This is a genomic window from Pseudonocardia kongjuensis, from assembly GCF_039526905.1.
Classification (GTDB): Bacteria; Actinomycetota; Actinomycetes; order Mycobacteriales; family Pseudonocardiaceae; genus Pseudonocardia; species Pseudonocardia kongjuensis.
Map to the genome: position 1 here is coordinate 103,808 of NZ_BAAAJK010000033.1, position 12,312 is coordinate 116,119.

Annotated in this window: 10 protein-coding genes; 2 read left to right on the forward strand and 8 right to left on the reverse strand. The window is 73.5% G+C overall.

Going from position 1 to position 12,312, the window contains the following annotated elements; translation table 11 throughout:
• Positions 1–25: 25 nt before the first annotated feature.
• The 6 genes from pheT to infC all read right to left on the reverse strand — a co-directional run bounded on the left by pheT (position 26) and on the right by infC (position 5,924).
• Positions 26–2,563, reverse strand: a complete 2,538-nt coding sequence (pheT, locus tag ABD160_RS23815; RefSeq protein ID WP_344026192.1) for a phenylalanine--tRNA ligase subunit beta — start codon at positions 2,561–2,563, stop codon at positions 26–28.
• Between the two features lie 32 nt (positions 2,564–2,595).
• Positions 2,596–3,654, reverse strand: coding sequence for a phenylalanine--tRNA ligase subunit alpha (pheS, locus tag ABD160_RS23820; RefSeq protein WP_344026193.1), 1,059 nt, complete (start codon positions 3,652–3,654; stop codon positions 2,596–2,598).
• Between the two features lie 80 nt (positions 3,655–3,734).
• Entirely contained in the window at positions 3,735–4,604 is an 870-nt protein-coding gene (locus ABD160_RS23825) for a TrmH family RNA methyltransferase (protein WP_344026194.1), read from the reverse strand.
• A 1-nt stretch (position 4,605) separates the two neighbouring features.
• The gene (gene rplT, locus ABD160_RS23830; RefSeq protein ID WP_085912172.1) at positions 4,606–4,989 is read right to left on the reverse strand and encodes a 50S ribosomal protein L20; all 384 of its coding nucleotides are present in this window, start codon (positions 4,987–4,989) and stop codon (positions 4,606–4,608) included.
• 76 nt (positions 4,990–5,065) lie between these two features.
• Entirely contained in the window at positions 5,066–5,260 is a 195-nt protein-coding gene (gene rpmI / locus ABD160_RS23835) for a 50S ribosomal protein L35 (RefSeq protein WP_344026198.1), read from the reverse strand.
• Positions 5,261–5,351: 91 nt separating this feature from the next.
• Positions 5,352–5,924 carry a translation initiation factor IF-3 gene (gene infC / locus ABD160_RS23840; RefSeq protein ID WP_344026365.1) on the reverse strand — a complete coding sequence of 191 codons (573 nt, stop codon included), beginning with the start codon at positions 5,922–5,924 and terminating at the stop codon, positions 5,352–5,354.
• Between the two features lie 394 nt (positions 5,925–6,318).
• Here infC and ABD160_RS23845 point away from each other — a divergent pair, with 394 nt between their 5' ends.
• Positions 6,319–7,179, forward strand: a complete 861-nt coding sequence (locus ABD160_RS23845) for a glycosyltransferase (RefSeq protein ID WP_344026200.1) — start codon at positions 6,319–6,321, stop codon at positions 7,177–7,179.
• 7 nt (positions 7,180–7,186) lie between these two features.
• Here ABD160_RS23845 and uvrA read toward each other — a convergent pair whose 3' ends face one another.
• Positions 7,187–10,186, reverse strand: coding sequence for an excinuclease ABC subunit UvrA (gene uvrA / locus ABD160_RS23850; RefSeq protein WP_344026367.1), 3,000 nt, complete (start codon positions 10,184–10,186; stop codon positions 7,187–7,189).
• Between the two features lie 315 nt (positions 10,187–10,501).
• On the opposite strand from uvrA, the gene ABD160_RS23855 reads away from it, so the two are divergent.
• Complete coding sequence (locus ABD160_RS23855; protein ID WP_344026202.1) at positions 10,502–11,176, forward strand: MBL fold metallo-hydrolase; 675 nt, start codon at positions 10,502–10,504, stop codon at positions 11,174–11,176.
• Between the two features lie 138 nt (positions 11,177–11,314).
• Here the strand turns inward: ABD160_RS23855 and ABD160_RS23860 are convergent, their stop codons facing one another.
• Positions 11,315–12,283 (reverse strand): ABC transporter substrate-binding protein, encoded by a 969-nt coding sequence (locus ABD160_RS23860; RefSeq protein ID WP_344026204.1) that lies wholly within the window; start codon positions 12,281–12,283, stop codon positions 11,315–11,317.
• Positions 12,284–12,312 lie beyond the last annotated feature (29 nt).

Below are 12,312 nucleotides of genomic sequence, written 5' to 3' on the forward strand. Positions count from 1 at the left end.
ATCTCCCCCGCCCGGGCGGCGGGGTTCAGCGCAGCACGGCCCCGTGCCGGGCGCCGGCCTCGGCGACCGCGGCGTCCCGGGCCGCGTTGGCCTCCTCGCCGGTCAGCGTCCGGTCGTCGGCGCGCAGCCGCAGCGAGAACGCCAGCGACCGCTTGCCCTCGCCGACCTGGTCGCCGGTGTAGACGTCGAACAGCCGCACCGACTCCAGCAGCTCCCCCGCCCCGGCGGTGAGCGCCTCGGCGAGATCCGCGGCCGGGACCGCCCGGTCGGCGACGAGCGCGACGTCCACCGCCACCGGCGGGAACGCCGACACCCGCGGCACCGGCAGGTCCTCCCGCAGCTCGATCGCGTCCAGGTCGATCTCGGCGGCCGCGGTTCGGGCCGGCAGCCCGAACGCCTCGACGACCTTCGGGTGCAGCTCGCCGGCGTACCCGACGACGGTCCCGGTGCCCGCGACGACCAGCTCCGCGCAGCGCCCGGGATGCCACGGCGCCCGCTCGGCGCGGCGCGGGCGCAGCTCCACCCCGGCCGCGGCGCCGGTCAGCCGGGCCGCCTCGACGGCGTCCTCCCAGGTCGCCGACCGGCCCGGGCCCCACCAGCCGCGCGGCTCCCGGTTCCCGGCGAGCACCACGCCGACGTGCACCGGCTGGGCGGGCAGCGCCGCCCGGATCGCCGCGTACTCCTCGTCCGAGGGGCGCCCGGTGACGGCCGGGTCCGGCATCGGGGGCGGGTTCTCCTGCGGCTGCACGACCTGCGCGATCGTGTACAGCGCCAGATCCTCGCTGCCGCGGGACCGGTTGCGCACCAGCATGTCCAGCAGCCCCGGCAGCAGCGTGGTGGCCAGCCGGGAGCGCTCGGCGTCGAGCGGGTTGGTCACCGCGACGGTGCGCCGGCGGTCGTCGTCCACGGGCAGCCCGAGATCGTTCCAGACGGTGTCGGAGACGAACGGGAACGGCAGCACCTCGACGTGGCCGGCCTCGGCCAGCGCCCGGGACACCGCGCGGCGCCGCAGCTGGGCGGGGGTGAGGCCGCGTCCGGCCGGTGCGGTGGGCAGCACCGAGGGGATCGTGTCGTAGCCCTCCAGCCGCAGCACCTCCTCGACCAGGTCGGCGGCCATCCGCAGGTCCGGACGCCAGGTCGGCGGGGTCGCCACGACGACGCCCTGGCCGTCGTCGCCGGTGTCCAGCTCGACGGTGCAGCCGACCTGGGTCAGCCGCCGCACCGTCGCACCCCGCGGGTAGGCGACGCCGGCGACCCGGTCGGGCAGCGACAGCGGCATCCGGACCGACGGCACCGGCGGGATCCGGCCCTCGTCGGTGCGGCCCCCGGCGATCGTGCCGCCACCCAGCTCGACCAGCAGCTGCGCGGCCCGCTCGGCGGCGACCGGCGGCAGCGCCGGATCGACGACCCGTTCGAACCGCCGGGACGCCTCGCTGGGCAGCTTGTGCCGCCGCGCGGCGCGGGCGATCACCGGCGACGAGAAGTGCGCGGCCTCGATCAGCACGTCCACCCGGGGCGCGCTGCCGTCGGCGGCCGGCGGGAGGTCACCGGGCGCCGGGATCTCGGTCGACGCACCGCCCATCACGCCGGCCAGCCCGATCGGGCCGGAGTCGTCGGTGATCAGCAGGTCGTCGGGATCGAGGCTGCGGGTCTGCCCGTCGAGGGTCTCCAGCTTCTCCCCCGCCGCGGCCCGCCGGACCTCGATCGGGCCGGACACCCGGGACGCGTCGTAGCCGTGCAGCGGCTGGCCGAGATCGAGCATCACGAAGTTGGTGACGTCGACGATCAGCGAGATCGGCCGCATCCCGGCGGACAGCAGCGCCCGCTGCATCCACCAGGGGCTGGGCGCGGCCGGGTCGACGCCGTCCACCCGGCGCACGACGAACCGCGCGCAGCCCTCGGTGTCGGTGATCCGGACCGGCCAGGCGTCGCCGTCGGCGTCCGCGACGGTGACCCGGGTGGCCGGGTCGGTGTAGTCGAGGTCCAGCGAGGTGGCGAGCTCGCGGGCGAGCCCGCGCACGGCGAAGCAGTACCCGCGGTCCGGGGTGACGGCCAGCTCGACGACCGGCTCGGTCAGGCCGAGCACCTCGAGCGCGTCGGCGCCGGGCTCGGCGGTGCCGGGCGGCAGCACCAGGATGCCGGTGTGGTCGGCGCCGAGGCCGAGCTCCTTCGCCGAGGCGATCATGCCGTCGGAGGTGCGGCCGTAGGTCTCCCGCCGGGAGATCGCGAAGCCGCCGGGCAGCACCGCGCCCGGCTCGGTGACGACGACCAGGTCGCCGACCGCGAAGTTCTGCGCGCCGCAGATGACGTGGCGGTGCCGCGGCGTGCCGTCACCCTGGTCCTCGAAGTCGACCCGGCAGTACCGGATCGGCTTCTTGAACCCGGTGAGCTCCTCGATCCCGGCGACCCGCGCGACGGTCAGCGGGCCGGTGATCTCGGGCGCCGGGTGGATCTCCTCGACCTCCAGCCCGACCCGGACGAACGCCTCGCCGATGTCCTCGGGGCGCGCCGGCAGCGCCGCCGGGTCGATGTGCCGGGCGAGCCAGGACGCGGACACTCGCACTGCTCAGAACTCCTCGGTCGGAAGGATCGGTTTCAGATGCCGAACGCGGCCGAGAAACGGACGTCGCCCTCGACCATGTCCCGCATGTCCGGGATCCCGTTGCGGAACATCAGGGTCCGCTCGATGCCCATGCCGAAGGCGAAGCCGGAGTACTCCTCCGGATCGACGCCGCTCGCGCGCAGGACGTTCGGGTTCACCATCCCGCAGCCGCCCCACTCGACCCAGCCGGGCCCGCCCTTCTTCTGCGGGAACCACAGGTCCACCTCGGCGGACGGCTCGGTGAAGGGGAAGTACGAGGGACGCATCCGGGTGCCCGCCTCCGGGCCGAACATGGCCCGGGCGAACGCGTCCAGGGTGCCCCGCAGGTGCGCCATGGTCAGCCCGCGGTCCACGGCCAGGCCCTCGACCTGGTGGAACACCGGGGTGTGCGTGGCGTCCAGCTCGTCGGTGCGGAAGGTCCGGCCGGGGCAGGCGACGTACACCGGCAGCTCGCGGTCCAGCAGCGAGCGGACCTGCACCGGCGAGGTGTGCGTGCGCAGCACCATCCCGGAGTCCTGGCCGCGCTCGGCGTCACCCAGGTAGAAGGTGTCCTGCATGGTGCGGGCCGGGTGGTCCTTGCCGAAGTTGAGCGCGTCGAAGTTCAGCCAGGACGCCTCGACCTCGGGGCCCTCGGCGATCTCCCAGCCCATCGCGACGAAGATGTCGGCGATCCGCTCGGACAGCTGGGTGATCGGGTGCCGGGCGCCGCGCGGGCGGCGGTCGGTGGGCAGCGTGACGTCGACGGTCTCCTCGCGCAGCACCCGGGCGTCGCGCTCGTCGAGCAGGGCGGCGCGGCGCTCGTCGAACGCGGCCTGCGCCTCCTGGCGGGCGGCGTTCACCCGCTTCCCGGCGTCGGCGCGCTCCGGGCCGGGCAGCTGCCCGAGCGACCGGCGGGCCATCGGGATCGGTGCCCGGTCCCCGAGGTGGGCCGGCTTGACGGCGGCCAGCGCCTCCAGGTCGGCGGCGGCGTCGAACGCGGTGCGCGCGGCCTCGACGGCGGCCTTCAGCACGTCCGGGTCCAGCGGGCTCTCGTTCACGGCGTCGTCACTCATGGTGTCCCGATCGTAGAGGGCGGCCACCACCCGGTTTCCCGCAGGTCGACGGGTCGCCGGGGGCTCGGGCCCGGACCGGCTCAGCCCCCGGCGACGCCGGTCGGCCGGTCCAGGGCGGGCGCGACACCGGCCCGGGCGCCGACCGTCGCGTACAGGCAGATCGCCGCGGCGGTGGCGAGGTTCAGCGACTCGGCGCGGCCGTGGATCGGCACCCGGACGCGGTGGTCGGCGGCGGCCAGCAGCTCGGGCCCGGCACCGTGCGCCTCGTTGCCGAGCACCCAGGCGACCGGGCCGGCGAGCAGCGGCGTCGTGGCCGGGTCGTGCAGGTCCAGTTCGCCGCGGCCGTCGGCCACCAGCGTGCTCAGGCCGGCGGCCCGGCAGGCGGCCAGTACCCCGGCGGCGTCCCGGTCACGGGCCAGCGGCAGGTGGAACACGCTGCCGGTGGACGCCCGCACGGCCTTGCCGTTGTGCGGGTCGACGGTGTCGCCGGCCAGCAGCACGGCGTCGCAGCCGGCCGCGTCGGCGACCCGGATCACGGTGCCGACGTTGCCGGGATCGGAGATGCCCGCGCACACCGTGACGAATCCGGGGACACCGGCGAGCGCCTCGGCGACCCCGACGTCGAGCAGGTCGCAGACCGCGACCAGGCCCTGCGGGGTGACCGTCTCGGACAGTCCGGCGGCGGCCCGGTCGGTGACCGGCAGGATGCGGACGCCGGCGTCCCGGGCGGCCGCGACCAGCTCCGGATGGCGCTCGGCGGCCCCGGCGGTGACGAACAGCTCGTGCACCGGACCGGCGGCCAGCGCCTCCCGGACGGCCTGCGCCCCTTCGACGAGGAAACGCCCGGCCCGGTCGCGCCCGGCGCGGCGCAGCAGCTTGCGGGCCGCTGCGACGCGCGGGGTGCGCTCGGTACCGGGCGTCGGGCCCTCACCGGAGCCGCTGTCGGTCACCTCAGGCCGCGGAGCCCTGCTCGGTGCCCGACGGCAGGTTCTCCTTGGCGATCTTGACCAGCGCGGCGAACGCGGCCGGGTCGCTCACGGCGATCTCGGCCAGGTTCTTGCGGTCGACCTCCACCCCGGCGGCCTTGAGGCCCTGCACGAAGCGGTTGTAGGTCATGTCGTTGGCGCGGGCCGCGGCGTTGATCCGGGTGATCCACAGCTGCCGGAAGTCGCCCTTGCGCGCGCGACGGTCCCGGTAGGCGTAGTTCATGGAGTGGAGCATCTGCTCCTTGGCCTTGCGGTACAGCCGCGACCGCTGCCCGCGGTAGCCGGCGGCCGACTCCAGCGTGGTGCGGCGCTTCTTCTGGGCGTTCACCGCGCGCTTCACGCGTGCCATGGGTATCTCCTGGGGTGGTGCGGCGACGTCCTGCGCGGGGCGCGGGTCGCCGGATTGAAGAAAGGGGGGCGGAAAGTCAGCGGCCGAGGAGCTTCTTGATGCGCTTCACGTCCGGCTTGGCGACGTCGACCACGCCCGACAGGTCACGCTTCTCCTTGCGGGACTTGACCTCCAGGCGGTGCCGCAGGCCGGCCTGCTGACGCTGCAGCTTGCCGGAGCCGGTGGTGCGGATCCGCTTCGCGGTCCCCTTGTGCGTCTTGTTCTTGGGCATGACGTATCCGTTCGGTGTCGGCCCCCGGCGGACCGGGGGTCGTTGCGGGTACTGCGTGTCCTCCCCGCCCGCGCACCGGGCGGGGAGACCCTCACGCCTCGGCCTCGGCCGGGGCGTCGGTGGTGGCGGTCGCCGCGGTCTTGCGCGGCGCCGGCTTCTTGGTCGGCGCCAGCACCATCGTCATGTTGCGGCCGTCCTGCTTCGGCGCGGCCTCGACGACGGCGATGTCGCCGATGTCCTCCGCCAGGCGCTGCAGCAGCCGGTAGCCCAGCTCGGGCCGGGACTGCTCGCGACCACGGAACATGATCGTGACCTTGACCTTGTTGCCGCCCTCGAGGAAGCGGCGGACGTGGCCGCGCTTCGTCTCGTAGTCGTGCTTGTCGATCTTCGGCCGGAGCTTCTGCTCCTTGATCACGGTGAGCTGCTGGTTGCGCCGGGACTCCCGGGCCTTCTGCGCGCTCTCGTACTTGAACTTGCCGTAGTCCATGAGCTTGCAGACCGGCGGGCGGGCCTGACCGGCCACCTCGACCAGGTCGAGGTCGGCGTCCTGCGCCAGCCGGAGGGCGTCCTCGATGCGCACGATCCCGACCTGCTCACCGTTCGGGCCGACGAGACGGACCTCGGGCACGCGGATGCGGTCGTTGATGCGGGGCTCTGTGCTGATGGGGTCTCCTGAGTAACTCGCTGTGTCGCTACTACCTGCTGTTGCGCCGGCGACGACAAGCGAAGACCCGTTGATCGGCCGATGACACACACCTGTGCCACGAGGCCGGACCATGGACCCGGACACCGCTACGATCACGGCGTGGGTGGGAGCGGGGCTCCACTTGACGCCCGGAACACACGAATCAACGCGATCCCGGGTGGTCGCATTCCCGAGAGTAGCAGCCCGGTCCGGATCCGGTCGGGCGGGGCCCGCCGACGGGGAGACGGTGACCGCACGGAGGGTACCGCCGACCGTGTCGCGTCCGGGCCTGCCCGGTTCTTCCGCGGTCGTCTCGTACGGTCCGTCGTGGCCGGTCACGGCCGTCGACGGAGCTGCTGGAGGGAGGTGCGCGGTGCCCAGCCGACCCGCGCTGTCGGTGTGCGTCCCGGTCCACCAGGGCGCCCGGTACCTGGAGCGGACCCTGCGCAGCGTGCTCGACCAGGACGCCGATCTCGAGGTGGTGGTCCGGGACAACGGCAGCACCGACGGGTCGTCGGAGATCGTGCGCGGTCTCGACGATCCGCGGATCCGGCTGGTCCGGGTCGAGGAGACGGTGCCGATGGCCGAGAACTGGGCCCGCACCGTGCAGCTGGCCCGGGCGGACCTGGTGAAGATCCTCTGCGCGGACGACCTGGTCGCCCCCGGCGCGCTGCGGGCGCAGATCGACGCGCTGGCCGCGGACCCGTCGCTGGCGCTGGTCGTCGGGCGCACCGACATGATCGACGCCGACGGCCGGACGCTGTTCCCGAACCGGCACGTCCCCCGGTCGCTGCTCGGCACCCGTCCGGCGGCCGAGGTGCTGCGGGCGGTCGTGCGGCACGGCGGCAACCCGATCGGCCCGTCCGCCGCGGTGACGTTCCGGCGGGCGCACTACGACGCCGTCGGCGGGGTGGACGGCCGCCTGCTGTTCACGATGGATCTCGACCTGTGGGTCCGGTTGCTGCGGCACGGCGGCCTGCACGGCTCCGCCGGCACCGCCGCATCGTTCCGGATCCACCCCGGCTCGGCGTCCGCGGCCGCGACCCGCGCGGAGTTCGCGGTGCAGCGGGCCTTCACCCGGCAGCTGATCCGGGAGGCCGAGCCGGTGATCCGCCGCCGGGACCGGGTGATCGGGGTGGCCGGCTGTTATGCGGCGCTCGTCCGCCGGTACGGGCTGTTCGTGCTGGGGAACCTGCGCCGCCGCGTCCCGGCCCGCGCCCGCCAGCACGCCTGACGAGCCGTCAGCTCGCCGCGGAGGCCGCCCGTCGCCGGGACACCGCCGGCGCGGAGGACGCCGCGCCCTTGGCGCCCTTCGCGGCGGCCGCGGTGCGCCTGCGGGCCGGCTTGACCGGCGTGGCGTCCGGGGTCACGAGATCGCGCAGGAACCGGCCGGTGTGGCTGTCCGGATGGGCCGCGACCTGCTCGGGCGTGCCCTGGGCGACCACCGTGCCACCGCCGGACCCGCCCTCCGGGCCCATGTCGATGATCCAGTCCGAGGTCTTGATGACGTCGAGGTTGTGCTCGATGACGATCACCGTGTTGCCCTTGTCGACCAGGCCCTGGATCACCGCGAGGAGCTTGCGGATGTCCTCGAAGTGCAGGCCGGTGGTCGGCTCGTCGAGGATGTAGACGGTCCGGCCGTTGCTGCGCTTCTGCAGCTCGCTGGCCAGCTTCACGCGCTGCGCCTCGCCGCCGGACAGGGTCGGGGCGGGCTGCCCGAGCCGGACGTAGCCGAGGCCGACGTCGACCAGGGTCCGCAGGTAGCGGGCGATCGAGGTGATCGGCTCGAAGAACTCGGCGGCCTCCTCGATCGGCATGTCGAGCACGTCGGCGACGGTCTTGCCCTTGTAGTGGACCTCGAGGGTCTCCCGGTTGTACCGGGCGCCCTTGCAGACCTCGCAGGGGACGTAGACGTCGGGCAGGAAGTTCATCTCGATCTTGATCGTGCCGTCGCCGGTGCACGCCTCGCAGCGGCCGCCCTTGACGTTGAACGAGAACCGGCCCTCGGCGTAGCCGCGGACCTTCGCCTCGGTGGTCGCGGCGAACAGCTTCCGGACCTTGTCCCACACGCCGGTGTAGGTGGCGGGATTGGAGCGCGGGGTCCGCCCGATCGGCGACTGGTCGACCCGCACCAGCTTGTCGAGCTCGTCGATCCCGTTGATCCGGGTGTGCCGGCCCGGGACCTGACGGGCGCCGTTCAGCCGGTTCGCCAGGACCGTCGCGAGGATGTCGTTGATCAGGGTGGACTTGCCGGAGCCGGACACCCCGGTGATCGACACCAGCCCGCCGAGCGGGATGTCGACGTCGATCCCGCGCAGGTTGTGCTCGCGCGCCCCGATGATCGACAGCTTGCGGGAGTGGTCGAGCTCGCGCCGCTGCGGCAGCGGGATCGACCGCCGGCCGGACAGGTAGGCGCCGGTCAGCGAGGTGTCGTGCGACTCGAGATCGGCGACCGGGCCGGAGTGCACGATGTACCCGCCGTGCTCGCCGGCGCCGGGGCCGATGTCGACCGCCCAGTCGCAGGCCCGGATGGTGTCCTCGTCGTGCTCGACGACGATCAGCGTGTTGCCCAGGTCGCGCAGCCGGGTCAGGGTGTCGATCAGCCGGCGGTTGTCCCGCTGGTGCAGCCCGATCGACGGCTCGTCGAGCACGTAGAGCACCCCGACCAGCCCCGACCCGATCTGGGTGGCCAGCCGGATCCGCTGCGCCTCCCCGCCGGAGAGCGTCCCGGCGGCGCGGTCCAGCGACAGGTACTCCAGACCGACGTCGAGCAGGAACCCGAGCCGGGCCTGGATCTCCTTGAGCACCGCGCCGGCGATCATCGCCTGGCGGTCGTCGAGAACCATGCCGTTGAGGAAGTCGGCGCACTCGGCGACCGACATGTTCGAGACCTGGGCGATGGACCGCTCCCCCAGGTCGCGGTGCGGCATTGTGACCGACAGGACCTCGGGCCGCAGCCGGGAGCCGCCGCAGGCCGGGCACGGGATGTCGCGCATGTAGCCCTCGTAGCGCTCGCGCTGCGACTCCGACTCGGTCTGCTCCAGGCGCCGCTCCAGGAACGGCATGACGCCCTCGAAGTTGGCGTAGTACGAGCGCTCCCGGCCGTACCGGTTCCGGTACCGCACGTGCACCTGGTCGTCGCTGCCCTGCAGCACCGCCTTCTGCGCGGCGGCCGGCAGCTTGCGCCACGGCGTGTCCATCCGGAACCCGATCGCGGTCGACAGCCCGGACAGCAGCCGGCCGAAGTACTCGGCGTTGTGCCCGGCCGACCAGGGTGCGATCGCCCCGTCCTCCAGGGAGCGGTCCGGATCCGGCACGACGAGCTCCGGATCGACCTCCTTCTTGATGCCGAGACCGGTGCAGGCCGGGCAGGCGCCGTAGGGCGAGTTGAAGGAGAAGGTGCGCGGCTCCAGGTCGTCGACCGCGATGGTGTGCCCGTTCGGGCAGGCCATCCGCTCGGAGAAGCGCCGCTCGCGGACCGGGTCGTCGGCCGGGAGATCGACGAAGTCGAGCACGACCAGGCCGTCGGCGAGGCGCAGCGCGGTCTCGACCGAGTCGGTGAGCCGCTGCTTGGCCGTCGCCTTGACCGAGAGCCGGTCGACGACCACCGAGATGTCGTGCTTCTCCTGCTTCTTCAGCTTCGGCGGGTCGGACAGCTGGTGCACCGTGCCGTCGACCAGCACCCGCGAGTAGCCCTGCGACTGCAGGGTGGAGAACAGGTCGACGAACTCGCCCTTGCGGGTCCGCACGACCGGCGCGAGCACCTGGAACCGGCTGCCCTGCTCCATCTCCAGCACCTGGTCGACGATCTGCTGCGGGGTCTGCTTCTCGATCCGCTCGCCGCACTGCGGGCAGTGCGGGATGCCGGCACGGGCGTAGAGCAGACGCAGGTAGTCGTGGATCTCGGTGATCGTGCCGACGGTCGACCGCGGGTTGCGGTTGGTCGACTTCTGGTCGATCGACACCGCGGGCGAGAGCCCCTCGATGAAGTCGACATCGGGCTTGTCCATCTGGCCGAGGAACTGCCGCGCGTAGGCCGAGAGCGACTCGACGTACCGGCGCTGCCCCTCGGCGAAGATCGTGTCGAACGCCAGGCTGGACTTGCCGGAGCCGGACAGCCCGGTGAACACGATCATGCTGTCCCGGGGCAGGTCGATGTCGACGCCCTGCAGGTTGTGCTCGCGGGCGCCGCGGACGACCAGCCGTGGACCGCCGGGGACCGGCGACGCACCCGGGGACAGGGTGCCGCCGACGTCCGGGCGGTCGGTGCTGTGGTCGCTCACGATGCGCGCCTCCTGGCTGGCGAGGGTCGTCCCAGTTCCGGATCCGATGCTAGGCCGCACCCCTGACAGGAACGCGGCGAGCGGGCCTCGCAGCGGCCGTCCCTCGGTGGATGCACGCCGCCACGCGCCGGTCGGTACACCGTGCACGATACTCGTACGCATGTTCGACCGGACGGGCGGGGGACGGCCCCCGGACGGCGTCGGGCGGGCCGCAGCAGGCACCGGCGGGTTCGCCCCACCGCGGCGGGCGGTACAGGCCGCTACCCTCGCGCCGTGGACGTCCTGGAGAACTACACCGGTCACACCGATCCCGGCGGCGCCGCGATCCGCCGCGACCTGGACCGGCTCAGCATCAGCAAGATCTCGGTCGGCGAGATGGACAACAACGCCTACCTGCTCGTCTGCAAGTCCTCGGGCGAGGCGCTGCTGGTCGACGCGGCGGCCGAGCCGAGCCGGATCGCCGACCTGATCGGCGCCACCGACGAGCGCCCCGACCTGCGGCACCTGGTGACCACGCACCGGCACCACGACCACTGGCAGGCGCTCGGCGCGATCGCCGGCATGTTCGAGCCCCGGCTGATCGCGCACCCGGAGGACGCCCCCGAGCTCCCCGCGCCGATGGACGAGCTGGTCGGGCACGGCGACCGGATCGCCTTCGGCGAGATCGAGCTGGAGGTCATCCACCTGCGCGGGCACACCCCCGGCTCGATCGCGCTGCTCTACCGCGGCGACGACCGGCCGCACCTGTTCACCGGGGACAGCCTGTTCCCCGGCGGGCCGGGCAAGACCTGGTCGGCGGAGGACAACGTGCAGCTGCTCGCCGACCTGGAGGAGCGGGTCTTCGACGTGCTGCCCGACGAGACGTGGTTCTACCCGGGGCACGGGGACGACTCGACCATCGGCGAGCAGCGCCCGGGGCTGCCGGAGTGGAAGGCGCGCGGCTGGTGAGCTGACGCGTCCGGAATGCCGTCGGGGCCGCCCGCGTCACGTGGGCGGCCCCGACGGCAGGCTGATCGGCATCGTCCACCCCGCTACTCAGGCCGGCCGGTCCTCCGTCGCGAGCGCCGCAGCCCGCAGCCGCGGCGCTCAGCCACCGACGTCGGCCCGGAACTGCTCCCAGCGCGCTGTCGCGTCGCCCGGGACACCGACGGTTGCCGCCGCACCGTCCTGCGCGACGGCCTCCAGGTCGGTCGCGATCCAGTGCACGGCGAAGGCGAAGTTCCCGAACCAGAGGTCCCCGTCGACCTGCAGGACCCGTCCGTCGCGAACGGCGGGCAGCGACCGGAAGACCGGCTGCGCCCGTACCGCGTCGGCGCTGTAGTACTCCCCGTCGGGGACGATCACCAGGTCTGCGTCGTGCGCCCCGAGTTGCTCCGGCGAGATCGGCAGCACCGACAACTCGCCGTAGGTGGCGTCGATGTCCTGCGCGGCGGGACGGGTGAACCCCGCCGCCTGCAGGATGGTCGAGAGCGGGGTGCCGCGGGCAGCGGAGAAGCAGCAGTCGCCGTAGGTCTCGGCGACCACCGACAGTGAGGTCGGCCCAGGCTCCGACGCGGCCTGGACCGCACCGATCCGGCCCTCCAACGTCCTGATCATCGACTCCGCCCGGTCGGTGCGCGCGACCGCCGCGCCGGCCGCGGTCAGCGACTCCTGCCAGGTCGTGTCGTAGTACGGAACGGCCACCACCGGCGCTACCGGGGACAGGGCGTCGTAGGTCTCCTGCATCTCCGCCCCACCGGTCATCACGATCATGTCCGGGGCGTGCCCGATGATCTCCTCGATCGGCGGGCTCTCGGAGAACGTCGCACCCGGGACGACGGTGATCCCGGCGTCCTCGAGGACGACCCGGCCCACCTCCGACCCGAAGGAGCCGTACACCACCGCGGGCTCCACCCCCAGCGCCAGCAGGTTCAGTGCGGCGTACTCGTCGGTCGCGAGGATCGACGCCGGCTCCCCCGGGACCTGCACCTCGCCGAGCGGATGACTGACGGTCCTGGTCTCCGGCTCGGTCGCCGCCGGCTCCGGACCACCGCAGGCCGCAAGCACGAGGGCCACCGCGACCAGTGCGACGGCCCGTGGCCGGC